Origin of the sequence: Avibacterium volantium (assembly GCF_049366555.1) — a bacterium.
Lineage (GTDB): Bacteria > Pseudomonadota > Gammaproteobacteria > Enterobacterales > Pasteurellaceae > Avibacterium > Avibacterium volantium_A.
The window spans coordinates 82988-103829 of the sequence record NZ_JBMMGT010000006.1 but is presented as its reverse complement, the minus strand read 5'-3'; the positions used below and the strand labels follow the sequence as shown (position 1 = coordinate 103829).

Here is a 20842-nt window from a genome sequence, read left to right as displayed (position 1 = left end):
AATCATTCCCTTTTTACTTATGTATTCAATTAATCGTTGGTGTAATACAATTTACCAATTTCGATTTTTTGTCTGCCGTTGGCTTCGCGCCATTTGTTGGTATCGCGCAAGGAATAAACGCAGCCGCAATATTCTTGTTGGTAGAAACGTTCGCGTTTGCTGATTTCAATCATTCGTTGTGAGCCACCGCCTTTACGCCAGTTGTAATCCCAATATTCCACATCATCATATTTTGCCGCCGCGCGGTGTCCGCAGCCGTTAATTTGGTTCATATCTTTCCAGCGAGAAATGCCTAAACAGCTCGTAAACACGGGGAAACCATTTTCGTGCGCATATTGTGCGGCTTTTTCAAAACGCATATCAAAGCACATTGTGCAGCGAATGCCACGTTCTGGCTCGTTTTCCATTCCTTTAGCTCGGTCAAACCAATTTTGGCGGTCGTAGTCTGCATCAATAAATGGAATACCAAATTTTTCTGCAAAGCGGATATTTTCTTCTTTACGGATTAAATATTCTTTTAATGGGTGAATATTCGGATTGTAGAAGTAAATGGTAAATTCAATGCCAGAGGCCAAAATGGCTTCCATCACCTCACCCGAGCAAGGGGCGCAGCAAGAATGGAGCAGCAATTTTTGGTGTCCATTTGGCAAGGTTAATTTTTCACGCACAAAAGGCGCATTCGGATCTTTTTTCGCTTTACGCGAAGTGCGGTGCGATTTTTGCGAAAATTCCACCGCACTTTTGTTTGTTTCGTGATTGGTTTGTTGTTCCATAATCAATAATAGCTAAAAATAAAATTAGGTTGTTCTATCCACTGATAAATAAGCCAAAGAAATCAGTGCTTGTTTATACTCACTTTCAGGCAAAATGGCAATGGCATCAATGGCTTTTTGTGCTTCTTGGCGCGCACGGTCGATCGTGTATTCAATGGAGCCATATTGTGCCATTATGGCAAGCACGTCATTTAAAATTTCACGTTGGCCGCCTTGTTCAATGGCGTTGCGAATAAGCTGGCGTTGGCTTTCATCACCGCTGTGCATTGCGTGTAATAATGGCAAGGTCGGTTTGCCTTCAGCGAGATCATCACCAATATTTTTGCCTAAGGTTTGCGCGTCAGCTTGATAATCCAATACATCATCAATAAGTTGGAATGCGGTGCCGAGATAGCGTCCATATTGTTGCAATGCAAGCTCTTGCACTTCGCTCGCCCCTGCAACAATGGCGGAACACTGCGTTGCGGCCTCAAATAAACGTGCGGTTTTGCTATAAATAACACGCATATAGCTTTCTTCTGTGGTATCAGGATCGTTCATATTCATCAATTGTTGAACTTCCCCTTCCGCAATCACATTGGTGGCATCGGACATTATTTTTAGAATTTTCAGCGAGTTAGTATCCGTCATTAGCTGAAAAGAGCGGGTATAAATGTAATCCCCCACCAGCACGCTGGCCGCATTGCCGAATTCGCTATTGGCCGTGGGTTTGCCGCGGCGCATTTCTGATTCGTCCACCACGTCATCGTGCAACAAGGTTGCGGTATGGGTAAACTCAATGAAAGTGGCACAATTAATATGCTCTTTCCCTTGATAACCCAGCGCATTAGCAGCCAACACGGCAAGCATTGGGCGAATGCGTTTGCCACCACTTTGAATTAAGTAATAGCCCAGCTGATTAATCAGCGGTACGTCAGAATTAAGCTGCGCCAAAATTTTGGCATTAACTTTCTGCATATCCTCATTGATGAGCATTTGGATTGCATTTATATCCATAAGATTGCGTTTATCTATCATCGTGAATGTTGTTTATCATTGCCTAAAGTGCGGTTGATTTTACCTGATTTTCTTGGCTTTCTGAAATCAAACCAGCGTAAATCTAACTTTTTTTATTTTATTGCAAATAAATTCTTGCTATCGGGTTTGTTTTTCCGTAGAATTTGCGACCTATTTATATGAATTTTGATGTGCTAAATGAATTAAACATTAAAGCACAATGTATAGCGGAGTATTTATGTACGCAGTTTTCCAAAGTGGCGGTAAACAACACCGAGTAAGCGAAGGTCAAGTTGTTCGTTTAGAGAAACTTGAAGTTTCAACTGGCGAAAGCGTTGAATTCGACTCAGTGTTAATGGTCGTTAATGGTGAAGATGTTAAAATCGGTGCGCCAGTTGTTACTGGTGCGAAAGTAGTGGCTGAAGTGGTTTCACACGGTCGTGGCGATAAAGTTAAAATCGTTAAATTCCGTCGTCGTAAACACAGTCGTAAACAACAAGGTCATCGTCAGTGGTTCACAGAAGTGAAAATCACTGGGATTCAAGCATAATTTCAGAGGAGATCAAGTAGATGGCAACTAAAAAAGCTGGTGGTTCAACTCGTAACGGTCGCGATTCTGAAGCCAAACGCCTTGGTGTTAAACGCTTCGGTGGCGAATCTGTATTAGCAGGTAGCATCATCGTTCGTCAACGTGGTACTAAATTCCACGCAGGTGCTAACGTAGGTATGGGTAGAGATCACACTTTATTCGCAACTGCTGATGGTAAAGTAAAATTTGAAGTTAAAGGCGAGAAAAATCGTAAATACGTTAGTATCGTAGCTGAATAATTTTACAAATAAACAGAATAAAATGCCTCACAGTTTTGTGGGGCTTTTTTTGTTATTAGCCTATATAATCCACATCATTTCAAAAAATTTTGCGTGCTAATATAGAAATTGCCAAAGCTGTCCCCATATAGCAATTTCAGCCGCGTAAAAGATAAAAAGAGAACATCGCCCAGATTAAGGAGGAAATGTAATGAAACAACAACCCCTATTAGGATTTACATTTGCCTTAATCACCGCAATGGCTTGGGGTTCACTGCCTATTGCTTTAAAGCAAGTGTTAAATGTAATGACACCACAAACGATTGTTTGGTATCGCTTTATTGTAGCCAGTTCCGCCCTACTGCTATTTTTAGGATTAAGCAAAAAATTGCCTAAGCTCTCACAGCTTAACCGCTATTATGTGGGCTTGTTAGTTTTTGGCATTATCGGGCTTTCAGGCAACTTCTCTTTATTTAATACCTCATTACAATTTATTGAACCCTCGGTCGCACAGATTTTTATCCACCTTTCTTCCTTTGCGATGCTGATTTGTGGCGTGATTGTTTTCAAAGAGCGGTTAGGTTTGCACCAAAAAATTGGACTGGTGATTTTAATTATCGGTTTAGGGCTATTTTTTAATGACAAGCTCGGCCAATTTACCCAGCTAAATGGGTATTTAATCGGGGTATTATTAAGCATCTGCGCCGCCTTAATTTGGGTCGCTTATGGGTTGGCTCAAAAATTGATGCTACGCCAATTCACCGCACAACAAGTGCTATTAATGTTTTATTTTGGTTGTGCAATGGTCTTTACGCCCTTTGCGCAGGTTTCACAAGTACAGGGGCTAAGTGGTTTAACCTTAGCTTGTTTTATTTACTGTTGTTTAAATACATTGATCGGCTACGGCGCTTATGCCGAAGCCTTAAACCGCTGGGAAGTGGCAAAAGTGAGCGTGGTTGTAACGCTGGTGCCATTATTTACCATTGCGTTTTCCCATTTGCTCCACGCGATCGATCCGCAAGATTTTTCTGCGCCAGATCTCAACAACCTAAGCTATATTGGCGCGTTCGTGGTGGTGCTTGGTGCAATGTTCTCAGCAATTGGACACAAATTTATAAAGAATAAGAAATAGGAGAAAAAATGAAGTTTATTGATGAAGCCTTGATTCGTGTTGAGGCTGGTGATGGCGGAAACGGCTGTGTGAGCTTCCGCCGCGAAAAATTTATCCCGAAAGGTGGGCCTGATGGCGGTGATGGCGGTGATGGTGGCGATGTGTATCTTGTTGCCGATGAAAACCTTAACACCCTGATCGACTACCGTTTTGAAAAACGTTTTGCCGCAGGACGTGGTGAAAATGGTCGCAGCTCAGACTGCACAGGGCGCCGTGGTAAAGACATCACACTAAGAGTGCCAGTAGGAACGCGTGCGATTGATAACGACACCAAAGAAATCCTCGGGGATTTAACCAAACACGGTGCCAAAATGCTGATTGCCAAAGGTGGCTATCACGGTTTAGGCAACACCCGTTTTAAATCTTCAGTAAACCGTGCGCCACGACAAAAAACCAACGGCACAGCGGGCGAAAAACGTGATTTGTTATTGGAATTAATGTTGCTCGCTGATGTGGGTATGCTTGGCTTGCCGAATGCAGGGAAATCTACCTTTATTCGTGCTGTTTCCGCAGCCAAGCCGAAAGTGGCAGATTACCCATTCACCACCCTTGTGCCAAGTTTAGGCGTAGCTCGGGTTGATGAAAACCGTAGCTTTGTGATTGCGGATATTCCAGGTTTAATCGAAGGTGCTGCTGAAGGGGCGGGCTTAGGTATTCGTTTCTTAAAACATTTAGAGCGTTGTCGCGTCCTCATTCACCTTGTGGACATCAACCCAATTGATGGTAGCGATCCTGCGGATAACATTGCCATTATTGAAAGCGAGCTTTTCCAATATAGCGAAAAACTTGCCGAGAAAACCCAATGGCTCGTGTTTAACAAAATCGACACAATGTCCGATGAAGAAGCGCACGAGCGAGCAAAAGAAATCCTTGAACGTTTAGGTTGGGAGGGCGATTATTACCTCATTTCCGCTGCGACAGGAAAAAATGTGCCAGCACTCTGCCGTGATATTATGGATTATTTAGACGCTCACCCAAGAGAGGAAGAAAAACAACCAGAGAACCCAGAAGAAGTGAAGTTCAAATGGGATGACTATCATCAAGAACAACTTGCTGAACATCAATTTGATGATGAAGATGATGATTGGGATGATTGGTCAGATGAAGATGATGAAGGCGTAGAAATTATTTATAAACCATAACAATAAGGGCAGAATTTTCTGCCCTATTTTTTATCTTTATCTAGCAATCAAACTAAAATTCGCCCAAATAGGCAAACTCAAAGCGATGAAAAAGAGCAATGATAATGTTGGATAACTCAATTTAGTTTTCGTCAAAATCGGCAATGCAATGATTGCCACTAGCACTAAATGTAGGAAGAAATAAAGCCCCAAGGCAAATTCGTTATAAAAAACCACCGCACTTTGATGTGCAAGGTAAATTAATACTGTAGATAAAATGCCATTCAATAATAAAAAAATCATCATCACAAGAGGCAATAAGGCGATGAAACCTTGCAAGCGGTTTTTCGCAATCACCAAAAAGAGATTTGCCAGAATCACGCCCATAAAGAGTTGCCCGAAGAAATTGTAAGGCAGTAAAGCAAGCCAAGGGAGTTGTAGAAAAATCAAGGAATAAACGACCACGCCAAGCACACCTAACAATGCACCCAATAATAAAATAGATTGACGTAATTGCGTATCTGTCGGTTGAAACCAAATTGCCAGTGAAAGCCCAATACCGCACAGGCTCACCATATCCGTCAGCACATAATGATAATTTGAGAATAAACTTAGCAGCAGCCAAAATCCCCAATAAACGAACAAATAGCCATTGACCTTGACCAAACGCCCTCGTTGCCCGTTACAAATTTGTCCTTTATGAAACACCAGTACACATAATAATTGCGTCGCAAGCACCGCTAAGCTCAAATGAGAAATGGCTTTGGGTTGCCCTTGCAAAAATAATGCAAAGCTATCCACCAAAATTAACAAACAAAGTGGAATGGCGCTTAACATAAAAGTGAAAGATTTAGATTGGCTTTCTGACATAATTTTTCCTTTTTATCCAAATAGGTGGCACATTATGCAGAAATTTAAAAGTGCGGTCAAAAATCTATAAATTTTTCTCCTTGTTATAGGGCATATTCCCCCCTAAAATAACAAAAATTTTCACCGCACTTTAATGAAGGAATTTATGCTACTAAGCATTTTATATCTGATTGGTATTACCGCCGAAGCCATTACTGGTGCATTAGCTGCTGGGCGAGAAAAAATGGATATTTTCGGAGTCGTAATCATCGCCTCAATGACAGCTATTGGCGGTGGCTCAGTGCGCGATGTGCTGCTGGGGCATTATCCCCTTGGCTGGGTGAAAAATCCTCATTATTTTATTATTGTTGCCAGCGCCGCAGTGCTAACGGTGGTGATTGCACCGTTCATTCGCCATTTTATGCGCTATTTTCGTACCATTTTCTTAGTGCTAGATGCCTTAGGGCTTATCGTGTTTTCCATTATCGGTACGCAGATTGCATTAGATATGGGGCATAGTTTTATTATTGCAATTATCGCAGCAATTATCACTGGCGCATTTGGTGGCGTATTGCGAGATTTACTGTGCAACCGCATTCCTCTTGTCTTCCAAAAAGAGCTGTATGCCAGTGTTGCATTGCTGGCGGCAAGTATTTATATTGGCTTGCTTCAATTGAATATTAATCACAATATCGTGATCGTGGTAACGCTCGCTTGCGGTTTTACCATTCGCTTGCTCGCCATTCGTTTTGAGTGGCATTTGCCAGTGTTCGATTATCAAGAGCAGGAAATTGCCGAAAATCAAGCCGATGACAAACTGCCGAAAAAAATCAAATAAAAATTAAAATAAGGATAAACAATGACGAATTTAGTAGAAATGGGTAAACAAGCCAAACAAGCGGCTTTCGTGTTGGCGCAATGTAGCGAGAAAGAAAAAAATCACGCGCTGCAATGTATCGCTGAGCAATTAGAACAACAAGCCGATCGCATTTTGGCGGAAAATGAAAAAGACATTCAAGCCGCTCAACAAAATGGTTTGTCGGAAGCCTTGATTGATCGCCTATTGCTCACGCCAGAACGGCTACACGCCATTGCACAAGATGTTCGTCATATTATTTCTCTGCCCGATCCAGTGGGTAAAATCATTGACGGCGGTACGTTAGACAGCGGACTAAAAATTGAACGTGTGCGCGTGCCTTTAGGGGTGGTGGCAACCATTTATGAAGCGCGACCAAACGTAACCATTGATGTTGCTAGCTTATGCTTAAAAACAGGCAATGCAGTGATTTTACGCGGCGGCAAGGAAACCCAACATTCCAACAAAATTTTAGTCGAAGTGGTGCAACAAGCCTTATTACAAGCCAATTTACCGCAATATGCCGTGCAAGCCATTACTGATCCAAACCGCGATTTAGTGATGCAATTAATGAAACTGGATCGCTATGTGGATATGCTTATTCCAAGGGGCGGCGCGGGCTTACATCAGCTTTGTAAAGAAAACTCCACCATTCCTGTGATCGTTGGGGGCGTGGGCGTATGCCATACTTTCGTGGAAGAAAGTGCCGATTTAAAGCGTGCCTTAGCGGTGATTAGCAACGCTAAAACACAGCGCCCAAGCACTTGTAATACCCTTGAAACCTTGTTGGTGCAAGAAAGCATTGCCGCGCAATTTTTGCCTATGTTGGCGGAATTTAGCCAATCGAAAATAAAATTTCACGCAAATTCCACCGCACTTTCTATTTTAAGCAATGCGGGCGCGCAAGTTGTGCCATTGCAAGAGCAGGATTTGCAACAAGAATGGGGTTCGCCTGATCTCAACGTGGTGATTGTTAAAGATATTGATGAAGCGGTGGCCTTTATTAATCAATATGGTACGCAACATTCTGATGCGATCTTAACTAGCTCGCAACCTCTTGCGCAACAATTTATCAATCAAGTGGACAGTGCAGCGGTGTATGTCAATGCAAGCACTCGTTTTACCGATGGCGGACAATTTGGCTTAGGTGCGGAAGTGGCGGTGAGTACACAAAAACTCCATTCCCGTGGGCCAATGGGATTAGAAGCGCTCACGTCTTACAAATGGGTGGGCGTAGGGGATTATTTAGCACGCCCTTAATCCTTTAGGAAGAAATTGAAAATTATTCGATTATTCGGGCTAAAATTTTATAATATCAAAACGTCATTTTAAAAATGACGTTTTTATTTAATTTTATAAAATAATATTTGACAATGTTTAATGAAATCGTTATTTCTAGGGCATTCTAATACAACATCATTGATTTTTTATAGGAAGGTAAAACTATGTCAACTCTCTCTGTGGCAAAATTCGGTGGAACTAGCGTTGCAAATCATAGCGCAATGAGTGCTTGTGCAAATATTGTAACGGCAGATCCTAATACGCGTGTGGTGGTGCTTTCGGCTTCGGCAGGTATCACCAATTTATTGGTTGCGCTTGCTAATGGTAAAGACGCAGAAGAACGAGCAAAGCTCATCGCAGAAGTGCGTCAAATTGAAGAAGCGATTTTAGCTGAACTTAAAGATGACAGCGAAGTGCGGGCAAAAATTGAAGAAATTTTAAAACATATCGAAAGCTTGGCTGATGCCGCAAGCGTGGCTGCTTCACCGGCTTTAACAGACGAATTGATCTGCCAAGGGGAAATGATGTCCACCTTGCTTTTCGTTCAAGTGTTAAAAGAGCTTGGCGCAAAAGCCGTTTGGGTGGACGTGCGTACCATTGTGGCAACCAACAGCCATTTCGGTAAAGCCGCGCCAGATGACGAGCAAACGCAGAAAAATAGCGATACGCTATTAAAACCGATTCTTGCTCAAGACAACGACACAATGATTATCACGCAGGGCTTTATTGGACGCGATCCACAAGGCAAAACCACCACCTTAGGGCGTGGCGGTAGTGATTATTCTGCGGCACTTTTAGCAGAAGTGTTAAACGCCAAAGACGTATTAATTTGGACGGACGTAGCGGGTATTTACACCACCGATCCACGCATTGTGCCAGCAGCACAACGCATTGACACAATGAGCTTTGCGGAAGCCGCAGAAATGGCAACATTTGGGGCGAAAGTGTTACACCCTGCAACCTTGCTTCCAGCGGTTCGCAGCAATATCCCTGTGTTCGTAGGATCAAGCAAAGCCCCACAAGATGGCGGTACTTGGGTAACCAAAGATCCACAACCACGTCCAACCTTCCGTGCAATTGCATTACGCCGTGATCAAACCTTGGTAACCCTTTCTAGCCTTAGTATGCTACACGCACAAGGTTTCTTAGCAAATGTGTTCAATATTTTAGCGAAACACAAAATTTCTGTGGATACCATCACCACTTCTGAAGTAAGCGTCGCACTCACTTTAGACAAAACAGGATCTGCTTCATCAGGCGCGGAAATGCTCTCGCCAGAATTGCTCGCGGAATTAAGAGAAGTGTCTAGCGTGAAAGTGGATACAGGCTTATCTTTAGTGGCATTGGTGGGTAATGATCTGCACATCACTTCTGGCATCGCAAAACAAATTTTCGATACCCTAGAAGGCTACAACGTACGAATGATCAGCTACGGCGCAAGCACCAACAATATTTGTATGTTAGTCCAAAGCGAACAAGCTGATGATGTAGTCAGAGCATTGCATTTGAATTTGTTTGAATAATATAAAAAATAAGGCGGAAATTTTTCCGCCTTTTTAGTTTCAACTAAAATTACCTTTGCTATGTTCGATAAACTAAGATCATTGAATTACATTTTCTTTAAACTTTCCAAGGATTTGTGCTGGATTAGTACATTTTCCCCTTTGGCTTGGAAATATTCACCGATTTGTTGGGCAATGTAAACGGAGCGGTGTTTGCCGCCGGTGCAACCAATGGCGATGGTGAGATAGCTGCGGTTATTTTGTTTTAACATTGGTAGCCAAGTTTCAATGTAATTGCGGGTGAGATAAATAAAGTGGTTCACTTCATTATGCTTGTTGAGAAAATCCATTACAGGCTGTTCTAACCCAGTCATTGGGCGTAGTTCGGGATTCCAGTGAGGATTAGGCAGAAAACGCACATCAAACACATAATCAGCATCAAGCGGAATGCCGTATTTAAAACCAAAAGATTCGACAATAATCTTTAACGCTTTTTGTTTATGCCCGAGCAAAAATTCGCGCAGGCGTTCTGCCAGTTCGTGGGTGGAAAGATGGGTTGTGTCAATAATTAAATTGGCGGCATCAATCAGTGGTGTGAGATATTGCTGTTCCGCATCAATGGCCGCTTCAAGGGAAAGGGAATCAACGGAAAGCGGGTGCAGGCGACGAGAATCGCTATAACGCTTGATTAGCGCATTGCGTTCACTATCTAGGAAAATAATTTTTACCTGATGATGTTGTTGCAGTTGCTCAAGGCTGTGTTCCAGTTCCGCGTTTGAAGAAGGAAGATTGCGAATATCAATGCTAATGGCCACAGAGGATTGTTTTTTCGCCAGAATCGTTGCCAGCTCAGGCAGCAGGGTGACGGGGAGATTATCCACACAATAGTAGCCAATGTCTTCTAAGGCACGCAAGGCAACGGATTTGCCTGCGCCAGAACGTCCGCTAATAATGATGATTTCCACCTGATTTCTCCCCTGAATGATTGTTACTGTTCTGTTTCTACCGCTTGTTCATTCTGTGTATTTTGTTGTTCGGCTTTTAGTTCAGCTTCTTGCTCACTTTCTTGTTCGTCATCAGAATGATTATCCGCATACTCAAAAATTTGCCAAATTTCCTCCGCACTTTGTGCTGCTCTTAACTGCTTGCAAAGGGATTTATCCAGCAATTTTTCCGCTAATTCAGGTAACACTGATTGGGAAAATTCGCCACAAGCTTCGGCGGGAATGAGCAAGGCAAAAATTAAATCCACATCACGGTGATCAGCAGCTTCATAATCAATCGGCGTGGCAAGTTGCAAAAACACGGCAACAGGTTTATTGCCTGTATGCAAACGCCCTTTTGGCATTGCTACGCCATTGCCTAAGCCTGAATTACCCAGCTTTTCACGGTTAAATAAGCAGTCAAAACTGCTGTGTTCGGGATCATCTTCCCCGTGGATTTGATCCGCCACAATGCGGCTAATGGTTTCAAAAACACGCTTTTTACTTGAGCAAACCAGTCCTTGGCGAATATTTTCAGGGCTAAGTAATTGGGTAAATTTTGTCATAAGTTATAGTTTAAATTCTTCACCGAGATAAACCCGTTTCACCTGTTCGTTATTCATCACTTCTTCAGGCGTGCCGGTGGCGATCATTTTTCCTGCACTTACAATGTAAGCGCGCTCGCACACATCAAGGGTTTCGCGCACGTTGTGGTCGGTAATTAGCACGCCTAAACCACGATCGCGCAGATCCATAATAATCTTTTTAATGTCAATCACAGAAATGGGATCGACCCCAGCAAAAGGTTCATCTAATAAAATAAATTTAGGATTGGCGGCTAACGCGCGGGCAATTTCCACACGGCGGCGTTCCCCACCTGAAAGGGATTGCCCTAGGTTATCGCGAATATGGCCAATGTTAAATTCTTCGATTAATTCTTCCGCTCTTTCACGGCGTTGTTGTGCATTGAGATCGTTACGAATTTCTAGCACCGCCATTAGGTTGTCGTACACGCTTAAACGGCGGAAAATAGACGCTTCTTGCGGCAAATAGCCCACACCTTTTCTGGCGCGATCGTGCATTGGCAACAAGCTAATATCTTCATCATCAATGCGAATTTTGCCTTCATCTTGTTGCACCAAGCCCACAACCATATAGAACGTGGTGGTTTTGCCCGCACCATTCGGCCCAAGCAAGCCGACAATTTCATTTGATTTCACATTTAAGCTGACATCAGAAACCACTTTTCGATGTTTGTAGCTTTTGGCTAAATGTTCTGCATAAAGCGTTGGCATAAGGCTATCCTATTTCTTTTTACTGTTTAATTGCGCAGGAATTAATACGGTTTTAACACGAGATTTGCTTGAACCCGAGGCTTTTAGCTGTTGTTTTTTCACATCATAAGTGATTAATTGCCCTGTGATTTTGCTGTCTAGCTGTTTTAATTCTGCATTGCCCGTTAAGGTTAAAAATTCTGTACCAAGATCGTAATGCACTTTATTCGCTTTGCCGTCCACAGGCTTGCCATCATCTAATAATTGATGAAAGGTAACAGGACGGCCATAGGCATCTACGGTTTCTTTTTTGTTGGAATTTTCAGGTGGACGCGTAATCACCACTTTATCCGCTTTGATCAAAATAGAACCTTGGGTGATCACCACATTATCGGTAAAGGTTACCGTTTGGTTTTCCATATCCAACGATTGATTGTTAGATTCAATGTTAATCGGTTGATTGGTATCATCTTTTAGCGCAAAAGCTGACATTGAAGTCATAAGTGCGGTAAAAAATAAAAGAGATTTACTTGTTAATTTCATAGTGAGTTTTCACCTGTTCCTTTAAGGTTGCAATTTGTTGCTGTAAATTTCCCGTGAGCTGTGAGCCACTGGAGGTAAAATTCAAGCCAGTAATGGTTGCCATTGTATCAGAGCGAATATCTTGCGTCTTTAGATTTATTGTCGCGCGCTCTGTACTAACGCTCTGCAAACGGGAATTGCTCAAGAGGCTTTGCACAAATACATCACCTTCTAAATATAAAAGATTATCTTTCGTTAATTTGGCATTTTTCGCACTGATTTTCCAGCTTTGCGTGCCTAAGGTTTCATCTTGCACATCATAAAGATAAACCACAGGATACTGAAAATCTGTGTTTCCATTAGACGTATAGTGTTCAACTTTGTTTGCGATAGCAAAATATTGTTTTTCCCCTGTAGGTGAATAGACTGTCGTTTGCATTTTCTCCCCAATATATTCAGGGCTATCTTCTGATTTGATCAAGCCGGCAAGCTTTTCAGAATCACTCTGCTGAAGGCTATAAAACCAAGCGAGTAATGCAAGGACAATCACCGACAAAACAATATTCCAACGAATATTCATAGTTTGAATGGCTCATTTTTTCAAGATTAATTAAGTGCGAAATGATAGCATAATTTTGCTAAAAGCAAGAACAATTCCGTGTAAATAGAAGTGCGGTGTAAATTTTTACAATTTTTTACAAAGTCTGTTTTTGCCGAAATTCCACGAAAAAAGCGCTGAGTTTACGTCTTTTTATTGTATTTTCAGCTTAACGCATCATAAAACCAATGAATAAAATAGGAAAACAGTCTTTGACATTCTGTTTGCATCGCATATCATTGCCACATTTTGAACAACACTGGTGAATAAGCGTGCTATGACTCGTTCTTTTGTTGAAGTAAAAAATCTCACCTTTAAGCGTGGTGAGCGTGTCATTTATGATCGCCTGAATTTACGCGTTGAACAGGGAAAAATTACCGCCATAATGGGGCCGTCAGGGATTGGGAAAACCACCTTGTTGCGTCTTATTGGTGGGCAACTTTCACCTGATAGCGGAGAAATTTTGGTCGATGGTAAGGATATTTGTCAAATGTCCCGTGCGGAGCTTTATAAATTGCGTCAGCGCATCGGAATGCTCTTTCAGTCAGGCGCATTGTTTACCGATATGTCCACCTTTGATAACGTGGCGTTCCCTATTCGTGAACATACCAATTTGCCAGAACAGTTAATCCGTGAAATGGTATTGATGAAGTTGCAAGCAGTGGGGTTACGCGGTGCAGCGGATTTAATGCCTTCTGAATTATCTGGCGGTATGGCAAGACGCGCTGCCTTGGCGCGAACCATTGCCCTTGACCCTGAATTAATTATGTATGATGAACCCTTTACAGGGCAAGATCCGATTAGTATGGGCGTGATTGTGAGCCTGATTAAACGCTTAAATCAAGCCTTACAGCTCACTTCTATCGTGGTTTCCCACGATGTGCAAGAAGTGCTAAGCATCGCCGATTATGCCTACATTATTGCGGATAAAAAAGTGATTGCTGAAGGAACGCCAGCCGAATTGCTCGCCAGCCAAGATCCACAAGTACAACAGTTTATTAAAGGCGAAGCAGACGGCCCTGTGCGTTTCCATTACCCCGCAGGTGATTATGTTCAGGAGTTATTTGATGATAAGTGATATGATTTCCGCCTTGGGACGCAGTGCCATCAATTTTTGCAAAGGCATTGGGCGTTCAGGTTTTATGCTGTGGGGCGCATTAGTCGGGCAGCCACAAATTAGAAAACATTTTCCGTTGCTGATTAAGCAGCTTTATGTCTTGGGCGTGCAATCTCTACTGATTATTATGCTTTCAGGCTTGTTTATTGGTATGGTGCTTGGGCTACAAGGCTATGTGGTGCTAGTGGATTTTTCTGCAGAAACTAGCCTTGGGCAACTGGTTGCCCTTTCCTTATTACGCGAGCTAGGCCCTGTGGTTACCGCATTATTATTCGCTGGTCGTGCAGGTTCTGCACTAACCGCAGAAATTGGTTTGATGAAAGCCACTGAACAGCTTTCTAGCCTTGAAATGATGGCAGTTGATCCGTTGCGCCGTGTGATTTCGCCACGTTTTTGGGCGGGCGTGATTGCAATGCCAATTTTATCCATTATTTTTATCGCTATTGGCATTTGGGGCGGCTCATTGGTGGGCGTAGATTGGAAAGGCGTGGACGCTGGCAGTTTTTGGTCAGTAATGCAAAACTCAGTGAGTTGGAAAACCGATATTCTCAATGGCTTAATTAAGAGTCTATTTTTCGCCATTGCCGTGGTATGGATTGCTCTGTTTAATGGGTATGACAGCGTACCAACTTCCGAAGGCATCAGCAAAGCCACCACTAAAACCGTGGTAAATGCTTCCCTTGTGGTGCTTGGGCTAGATTTCGTTTTAACCGCGATAATGTTTGGTGGGAGTTAATCAGGCTGATTAACTGAAAAGTTTCATTTCATTAAAAACAGCACAAAATAAAGTGCGGTGTAAATTTAAGGTATTTTTATGCGACAAACAGCAAAGTATGAATTTTGGGTAGGGTTATTTTTATTGCTTGCCATTGGCGCTTTTGTCTTTTTAGGATTAAAAGTGGCAAATGTGCAAGGCTTTAGCCAAGCAAAATCTTATCAAGTGAGTGCAACTTTTGACAATATTGGTGGACTAAAAGTGCGTGCGCCATTAAAAGTTGGCGGTGTGGTAATCGGGCGCGTGAGTGATATTGAGCTTGATCCACAAACCTATTTGCCGGTGGTGAAGATTGCGATCAATCAAGAATATAACGAAATTCCTGATAACAGCTCGCTTTCAATTAAAACCTCAGGCTTATTAGGTGAACAATATATTGCGTTGAGCATTGGTTTTGATGATGGTGAAACCACCAAAATGCTCAAAGAGGGCAGTAAAATTGTGGATACCAAATCGGCAATGGTGTTAGAGGATTTAGTCGGCCAATTCCTTTATGGGGATAAGAATAAATCTGATGACAGCAAATCTGAAGCGCAACAATAATTTCTTTTTTCGTTTTACGGAGGAATCAATGTTAAAACAAACAATGACAAACTGGTTAAGCAAAACTTTAGTAATTTTCACCGCACTTTTTGCGGTGCAAGCAATGGCGGACGACAGCCCTTATGGCTTAATGCAAAAGGCATCAGACAAACTGTTTAGCGATATTGCGAACAGCCAAAGCCAAATTAAACAAAACCCAAATTATTTAAGAACTATTGTGCGTAAAGATTTAATGCCTTATGTACACGTTAATTATGCGGGATCATTGGTGTTAGGGCAGTATTTCAAAAGTACCACGCCAGAGCAGCGTACAAAATTTTTCGCTGCCTTTGATCAATTTATTGAGCAATCTTATGCGCAAGTTTTAACCCTATATAAAAACCAAAAAATTGACATTGAAAAACCGAAAAATGTGTCTGATAACCAAATGAGCATTCGCGTGAAAGTGGTGCAAAATGGTAATGCGCAGCCAATTAATTTAACCTTCTTCTGGCGTAAAAACAGCAGAACGGGTGAATGGCAAGTGTATGATATGGCGGCTGAAGGCGTGAGTATGGTAAATACCAAAAAACAAGAATGGAGTGCAACGTTACGCAAAGACGGCATTGAAGCGCTGACCCAACAAGTGCAAAAAGCGGCAAATGCGCCAGTTACATTGGGTAAATAATCAATGCACAATACATCAGGTTTAGCACCAAGTTTAACTTGGGCATTTGAACAAAATGATGATAAGATAACGCTCCGCTTGACTGGGGCGTTATCCAGAAAAACGTTGTTGCCATTGTGGGAACAACGTTATTCTTTTTTATCTACGGATAAAATTGCGCACCAGCAACTTATTTGGGAACTTGCCGATTTAACGCGAATTGACAGTGCAGGCTTTGCCTTATTGTGTGATTTTATTCATCATTGCCAAAAGCAGGCACAGACGCAAATCATTCAAAATGCACCTGAGCAATTCCTCACATTGGCTGATCTTTTTGGGTTATCAAAATGGATTGACCCGTTTTTACAACATAGTGGAAAGAATTAATGGAAACGCAAGAAATTGAACGAATTTTAAAAGACGCACTTGGGCTTGAAGAAGTTTATGTACAAGGCGAAAATGCGCATTTTGGCGTGATTGTGATTGATGATGAAATTGCCGGACTTTCAAGATTAAAACAGCAACAAACCATTTATGCACCGCTAATGCAATATTTTTCTTCAGGCGAAATTCACGCCTTAACCATCAAAACCTTTACCCAAGAAAAGTGGAAACGCGAGCGTTTACTTAATCCCATTAATTAATTTTTAGGACGTTGATATGCAAAAATTTCGTGTTTATGGGCAATCTCGTTTAAGCGGTGATGTCAAAATCTCAGGGGCAAAAAATGCCGCTTTGCCTATTTTATTTGCCGCAATCTTAGCCGAAGAACCTGTTACCTTAACCAATGTACCCGAGTTAAAAGATATTGAAACCACACTAAAAATTTTGCGTCAGCTTGGTATGCAAGTAGAGCAAAAAGACGGTGGCGTGGTGTATTTAGACGGCTCAAAAATCAATCATTTCATTGCACCTTATGAACTGGTGAAAACAATGCGTGCTTCAATTTGGGCATTAGCACCTTTGGTGGCGCGTTTTCATCAAGGACAGGTTTCGCTCCCCGGTGGTTGTGCCATTGGTGCGCGTCCTGTGGATTTACATATCAGCGGTTTAGAGCGTTTAGGCGCAGAAATTGTACTTGAAGATGGTTATGTCAAAGCGCATACCAATGGGCGTTTGATCGGCACACGAATTGTAATGGAAAAAGTGAGCGTGGGCGCAACCCTTTCTATTATGACTGCAGCCACCCTTGCACAGGGTACGACTATTATTGAAAATGCCGCACGCGAGCCTGAAATTGTGGATACCGCCGTATTCTTAAATAAAATGGGCGCAAAAATTAGCGGAGCAGGTACAGATACTATCACGATTGAAGGGGTAGAGCGTTTAACTGGCTGCGAACACGCGGTGGTGGCCGATCGTATTGAAACTGGCACATTCCTTGTGGCTGGGGCGATTTCAGGTGGGCGTATTGTCTGCCATAACACCAAAGCGGATACCCTTGATGCGGTAATTGATAAATTGCGTGAAGCGGGGGCTGAAATTGAGATCACCGAAGATACCATCACGCTAGATATGAAAGGCAAACGTCCAAAAGCCGTGAATATTCGCACAATGCCACACCCTGGTTTCCCAACGGATATGCAAGCGCAGTTCACTCTATTAAATATGGTGGCGGAAGGCACAAGTAAAATTACCGAAACCATTTTTGAAAATCGCTTTATGCACATTCCAGAATTAATCCGTATGGGCGGCAAAGCCGAAATTGAAGGCAATACCGCGATTTGCCACGGCGTAGAAAGCCTTTCAGGTGCGGAAGTAATGGCAACGGATTTACGCGCTTCAATCAGCTTGGTGCTAGCAGGTTGTATTGCAAGTGGTGAAACCATTGTAGATCGCATTTATCATATTGATCGTGGCTATGAGCATATCGAAGATAAATTGCGTGGCTTAGGTGCGAAAATTGAGCGATTTACGGAGAAAGATACATTTGAATAAAAAACAAGGAAATATTTTGTAAGCCTTGTTTTCTTTCGTGATTCCATTAATAAAATAGCCAGAAAACTTCTGGCTATTTTTATATCCATAACAAAATTATTCTTTATAAATAATGCCTTTGTTTGCCTCAAAATCGGCTGCTTTAATTGGCGAATGTTCTTGGAAATATTCTTTCAAGCTGTCTGCATCAACAAAGCCCGCATTAACATAGGTTGGGTTATCTGTCATTACTGGATAACCATCACCACCTGAAGCACAATAACTTGGTAAAGAAATGCGATACATTTTATTAAGATCGATTGGTTTTCCTTGAATTTTCACATCAGATACTTTTTTCGCTTTGCGATCTACGGTCATTGTAATGCCGTAGAATTGTGGATAAGCGCCTGAATCCACTTCTTTTAATGCCACAACATCAAGATAATTGAGTAGATCTTTACCACTTAATTCAAAATAACTAATGATATTTCCGAAAGGTTGTACAGTTAGAATATCTTTATAAGTTACATCACCACTATCAATTGAAGCTCGAATACCGCCAGAATTCATAATTCCAACATCAGCTTTCACGCGTTCTGCTTGTGAACGAGCAATCAGTTGTCCTAAGTTTGTTTGGTGGAAACGTACAATATCGCGATCCCCCACTAAACGCTCATCAACTTTACCTACCACTTGACCAAGCAATTTATCCCCTTGATCTTGATAATTTTTAAGATGCGCAAGTAGTTCTGGATCAGCAGGAATTTCTTCTTGATACAACACATATTCACTCGAGCCATCTTCTTTTTTCACTTTCTTTTTCAAGTTAATTGGTACTAATTGATAATTTTCTAAGGTGAGCTTGCCGTCTTTAAAGGTGAAATCTGCACGCCCTAAATATTTGCCCCATTCCCCTGCTTGCATAATCCAAGTGTTTTTCTCAAACAATGGTTTACAGCTATCGCCCGGTTTAAATTTACTGTTAAATGAACCGTCTTCATTTATGCATAGCGTGTCGTGCGTATGTCCGCCGATAACAATATCAAATGCTCCCGCAGGCAATTCGCGTACCATTGAAACATCGCCCGGTGCGTTAGAACCGTATTTCGCATCAGGGTAAAATCCCATATGCGTAAGGGCGATTTTGAGATCGGGCTGTTCATTTTTGGCTAATTCTGCGAGCACGGTTTTTGCACTTTCCGCTGGGCGTTCAAATCTCACTGCGGACATAAATTCTGGATTTCCTAGCTTCGCCGTATCTTCTGTGGTTAATCCAACCACTGCAATTTTTAATCCTTGTTTGTCTAAAATCGTGTAAGGATTGACTAATAAATCCCCCGTTTTTTGATTATAAACATTCGCGGCAAGGAATGGGAATTTTGCCCATTTCTCTTGCATTTCAAGAAGTTGTAATGGATTATCAAATTCGTGATTGCCTAGTGTTAATGCCTCGTAGCCCATCAAATTTAATGCTTCAATATCAGGTTTGGCATTTTGTAAATCAGATTCTGGTACCCCCGTGTTGAAATCGCCTGCATTGAGCAAGATCACTGAACCACCTTTCTGTTCAACTTCCGCACGAATGCGATCAATCAAAGTTTTTTGCGCTGCTAAACCATATTCACCATTTTTATTTTGCCAGTAATGACCGTGTAAATCGTTCGTGTGAAGCAATGTGAAATGATAAGTGTGGTTGGCTTGGTAAGCGTAGCTGAAAGAAGAAATGGCTAAAAGTGATGTGAGTGTTGAGTATTTGAACAATGAGGCTAATTTCATAATCATTCTCCTAGTTGGTTAATTAGCAGATTTATTTTAGCGGAAGTTGCGCAAAAAGAGATCATTTATTTCGTAGAATGAAAAAGAAATTGCGATATTTTTAAGTACGGTGCAATTTTTACGAATTTTTATCGTAAAAAAGGAATCTATGATCTGCCCTTAGTCTGTTATTTCTTGAGGGCAGAACATAGACTGTGCCTTTATTTTTCCTTAGCTGAGTTCACGCATAAACGCTTGCGCTTTTTCCACCATTTCTTTTGAGCCAACAAAGAGCGGTGAGCGTTGGTGTAATTCCGTTGGCTGAATATCTAAAATGCGTTGATAGCCATCGGTAGCAAGGCCGCCTGCTTGTTCGGCTAAAAATGCCATTGGGTTGCCTTCATAAAGCAGGCGAAGTTTGCCATTTGGATAGTTTGTGGCGCTTGGGTAAATATAAATCCCACCTTTCAATAAATTGCGGTGGAAGTCAGACACCAAAGAGCCAATATAGCGTGATGTATAAGGGCGTTGAGTGGCTTTGTCTTCTTCTTGGCAATATTTGATGTATTTTTTCACCCCTAATGGGAATTTGAGATATTGTCCTTCGTTAATGGAATAAATTTTGCCAGTTGCTGGCATTTGGATATTTTCGTGCGAAAGGCAGAATACGCCCAAGGACGGATCGTAAGTAAAGCCGTTTACCCCATTTCCTGTGGTGTAAACTAACATTGTTGATGAGCCATAAACAATGTAGCCTGCTGCCACTTGGCGATGCCCTGGTTGTAAAAAATCTTCTAAAGTTACTGGCGTGCCAATAGGCGAAACACGGCGGTAAATAGAAAAAATCGTGCCAACGGCAACATTCACATCAATATTTGATGAGCCGTCTAAGGGATCGGTTAAAATCACATATTTTGCATTGCGTCCGCGTTCGGTATCAAAGGCAACAAAATTTTCTTCTTCTTCGGAAGCAAATCCTGCCACTTCTTCGCGTGCAATGAGGGCTTGTTTCATCGTGTTGTGGGCAAATAAATCTAACTTCATTTGCGCTTCACCTTGCACATTTTCCACACCAGAATTACCAATAATGTTATTGGTTAGCCCTGCTTTGTTAATATCCCTATGGATCACCTTCGCCACTAAACGGATAGAAGAAAGAATGCCCGAAAGCTCACCTTTTGCATTGGGATATTCCGCTTGTTTTTCAACAATAAATTGCCCTAACGTTTTCATAATTTATCCTTATTTTGAATGAATACATTGTACAGTTTGAAAGAGTTGATTTATTATAGCTAGCCTTTGAACAAGAGAAATAATCTCCTACTGAGTTTGTGATCTCAGGCACATTTTATTTTC

General features: G+C 41.9%; 24 protein-coding genes. 14 read left to right on the top strand and 10 right to left on the bottom strand.

The genetic code is table 11. The annotated features are described in order from the left end of the window. Positions 1 to 29 precede the first annotated feature (29 nt). Positions 30 to 773, bottom strand: coding sequence for an epoxyqueuosine reductase QueH (locus ACLS0A_RS03100; RefSeq protein WP_245872635.1), 744 nt, complete (start codon positions 771 to 773; stop codon positions 30 to 32). Between the two features lie 24 nt (positions 774 to 797). Beyond that, positions 798 to 1769, bottom strand: a complete 972-nt coding sequence (gene ispB, locus ACLS0A_RS03095) for an octaprenyl diphosphate synthase (protein ID WP_416082359.1) — start codon at positions 1767 to 1769, stop codon at positions 798 to 800. 238 nt (positions 1770 to 2007) lie between these two features. On the opposite strand from ispB, the gene rplU reads away from it, so the two are divergent. From rplU to cgtA, 4 genes are all read left to right on the top strand, one after another. Beyond that, positions 2008 to 2319, top strand: a complete 312-nt coding sequence (gene rplU / locus ACLS0A_RS03090) for a 50S ribosomal protein L21 (RefSeq protein WP_416082358.1) — start codon at positions 2008 to 2010, stop codon at positions 2317 to 2319. A 20-nt stretch (positions 2320 to 2339) separates the two neighbouring features. Continuing rightward, complete coding sequence (rpmA, locus tag ACLS0A_RS03085) at positions 2340 to 2597, top strand: 50S ribosomal protein L27 (protein WP_103853279.1); 258 nt, start codon at positions 2340 to 2342, stop codon at positions 2595 to 2597. Between the two features lie 190 nt (positions 2598 to 2787). Further along, complete coding sequence (locus tag ACLS0A_RS03080; RefSeq protein WP_416082357.1) at positions 2788 to 3708, top strand: DMT family transporter; 921 nt, start codon at positions 2788 to 2790, stop codon at positions 3706 to 3708. Between the two features lie 8 nt (positions 3709 to 3716). Beyond that, positions 3717 to 4889 (top strand): Obg family GTPase CgtA, encoded by a 1173-nt coding sequence (gene cgtA / locus ACLS0A_RS03075; protein WP_416082356.1) that lies wholly within the window; start codon positions 3717 to 3719, stop codon positions 4887 to 4889. Between the two features lie 36 nt (positions 4890 to 4925). On the opposite strand, the gene ACLS0A_RS03070 is transcribed toward cgtA, so the two are convergent. Next, positions 4926 to 5738 carry a hypothetical protein gene (locus tag ACLS0A_RS03070; protein ID WP_416082355.1) on the bottom strand — a complete coding sequence of 271 codons (813 nt, stop codon included), beginning with the start codon at positions 5736 to 5738 and terminating at the stop codon, positions 4926 to 4928. A 145-nt stretch (positions 5739 to 5883) separates the two neighbouring features. On the opposite strand from ACLS0A_RS03070, the gene ACLS0A_RS03065 reads away from it, so the two are divergent. The 3 genes from ACLS0A_RS03065 (at position 5884) to lysC (ending at position 9377) form a co-directional block, all read left to right on the top strand. After that, positions 5884 to 6555 (top strand): trimeric intracellular cation channel family protein, encoded by a 672-nt coding sequence (locus tag ACLS0A_RS03065; protein ID WP_416082354.1) that lies wholly within the window; start codon positions 5884 to 5886, stop codon positions 6553 to 6555. A gap of 21 nt (positions 6556 to 6576) precedes the next feature. Next, positions 6577 to 7833: a glutamate-5-semialdehyde dehydrogenase gene (proA, locus tag ACLS0A_RS03060; protein WP_416082353.1), complete on the top strand. Its 1257-nt coding sequence runs from the start codon at positions 6577 to 6579 to the stop codon at positions 7831 to 7833. Between the two features lie 185 nt (positions 7834 to 8018). Beyond that, the gene (gene lysC, locus ACLS0A_RS03055) at positions 8019 to 9377 is read left to right on the top strand and encodes a lysine-sensitive aspartokinase 3 (protein WP_416082352.1); all 1359 of its coding nucleotides are present in this window, start codon (positions 8019 to 8021) and stop codon (positions 9375 to 9377) included. An 86-nt stretch (positions 9378 to 9463) separates the two neighbouring features. Here lysC and rapZ read toward each other — a convergent pair whose 3' ends face one another. From rapZ to lptC, 5 genes are read right to left on the bottom strand one after another with little or no spacing between them, the layout of a single operon-like run. Further along, entirely contained in the window at positions 9464 to 10321 is an 858-nt protein-coding gene (gene rapZ, locus ACLS0A_RS03050; protein ID WP_416082351.1) for an RNase adapter RapZ, read from the bottom strand. A 23-nt stretch (positions 10322 to 10344) separates the two neighbouring features. After that, positions 10345 to 10905, bottom strand: coding sequence for a PTS IIA-like nitrogen regulatory protein PtsN (gene ptsN / locus ACLS0A_RS03045; protein WP_126373115.1), 561 nt, complete (start codon positions 10903 to 10905; stop codon positions 10345 to 10347). Between the two features lie 3 nt (positions 10906 to 10908). Beyond that, positions 10909 to 11634 carry an LPS export ABC transporter ATP-binding protein gene (lptB, locus tag ACLS0A_RS03040; protein WP_416082350.1) on the bottom strand — a complete coding sequence of 242 codons (726 nt, stop codon included), beginning with the start codon at positions 11632 to 11634 and terminating at the stop codon, positions 10909 to 10911. 9 nt (positions 11635 to 11643) lie between these two features. Beyond that, the gene (lptA, locus tag ACLS0A_RS03035) at positions 11644 to 12156 is read right to left on the bottom strand and encodes a lipopolysaccharide transport periplasmic protein LptA (protein ID WP_115249035.1); all 513 of its coding nucleotides are present in this window, start codon (positions 12154 to 12156) and stop codon (positions 11644 to 11646) included. Continuing rightward, positions 12140 to 12715 carry an LPS export ABC transporter periplasmic protein LptC gene (gene lptC, locus ACLS0A_RS03030; RefSeq protein WP_416082349.1) on the bottom strand — a complete coding sequence of 192 codons (576 nt, stop codon included), beginning with the start codon at positions 12713 to 12715 and terminating at the stop codon, positions 12140 to 12142. Before lptC ends, lptA begins: the two co-directional genes overlap by 17 nt. Before the next feature lie 295 nt (positions 12716 to 13010). Here lptC and mlaF point away from each other — a divergent pair, with 295 nt between their 5' ends. The 7 genes from mlaF to murA all read left to right on the top strand — a co-directional run bounded on the left by mlaF (position 13011) and on the right by murA (position 17752). Continuing rightward, positions 13011 to 13811, top strand: coding sequence for a phospholipid ABC transporter ATP-binding protein MlaF (gene mlaF, locus ACLS0A_RS03025; RefSeq protein ID WP_103855856.1), 801 nt, complete (start codon positions 13011 to 13013; stop codon positions 13809 to 13811). Beyond that, the gene (gene mlaE / locus ACLS0A_RS03020) at positions 13801 to 14586 is read left to right on the top strand and encodes a lipid asymmetry maintenance ABC transporter permease subunit MlaE (RefSeq protein WP_115249038.1); all 786 of its coding nucleotides are present in this window, start codon (positions 13801 to 13803) and stop codon (positions 14584 to 14586) included. Before mlaF ends, mlaE begins: the two co-directional genes overlap by 11 nt. 78 nt (positions 14587 to 14664) lie before the next feature. Then, positions 14665 to 15168, top strand: a complete 504-nt coding sequence (gene mlaD / locus ACLS0A_RS03015; protein WP_416082348.1) for an outer membrane lipid asymmetry maintenance protein MlaD — start codon at positions 14665 to 14667, stop codon at positions 15166 to 15168. A 28-nt stretch (positions 15169 to 15196) separates the two neighbouring features. Next, positions 15197 to 15835 carry a phospholipid-binding protein MlaC gene (gene mlaC, locus ACLS0A_RS03010; RefSeq protein WP_115249040.1) on the top strand — a complete coding sequence of 213 codons (639 nt, stop codon included), beginning with the start codon at positions 15197 to 15199 and terminating at the stop codon, positions 15833 to 15835. A gap of 3 nt (positions 15836 to 15838) precedes the next feature. Further along, positions 15839 to 16201, top strand: coding sequence for an STAS domain-containing protein (locus ACLS0A_RS03005; protein WP_103853263.1), 363 nt, complete (start codon positions 15839 to 15841; stop codon positions 16199 to 16201). Continuing rightward, a complete protein-coding gene (locus tag ACLS0A_RS03000) occupies positions 16201 to 16458 on the top strand; it encodes a BolA family protein (protein WP_103853262.1) in 258 nt (85 codons plus the stop codon). The genes ACLS0A_RS03005 and ACLS0A_RS03000 overlap by 1 nt, the downstream gene beginning before the upstream one ends. A 16-nt stretch (positions 16459 to 16474) precedes the next feature. Next, a complete protein-coding gene (murA, locus tag ACLS0A_RS02995; protein ID WP_416082347.1) occupies positions 16475 to 17752 on the top strand; it encodes a UDP-N-acetylglucosamine 1-carboxyvinyltransferase in 1278 nt (425 codons plus the stop codon). Positions 17753 to 17848: 96 nt separating this feature from the next. Here murA and ushA read toward each other — a convergent pair whose 3' ends face one another. Next, positions 17849 to 19507: a bifunctional UDP-sugar hydrolase/5'-nucleotidase UshA gene (gene ushA, locus ACLS0A_RS02990; protein ID WP_416082346.1), complete on the bottom strand. Its 1659-nt coding sequence runs from the start codon at positions 19505 to 19507 to the stop codon at positions 17849 to 17851. A 210-nt stretch (positions 19508 to 19717) separates the two neighbouring features. Continuing rightward, positions 19718 to 20719, bottom strand: coding sequence for a class 1 fructose-bisphosphatase (gene fbp, locus ACLS0A_RS02985; RefSeq protein WP_416082345.1), 1002 nt, complete (start codon positions 20717 to 20719; stop codon positions 19718 to 19720). Positions 20720 to 20842: the final 123 nt, after the last annotated feature.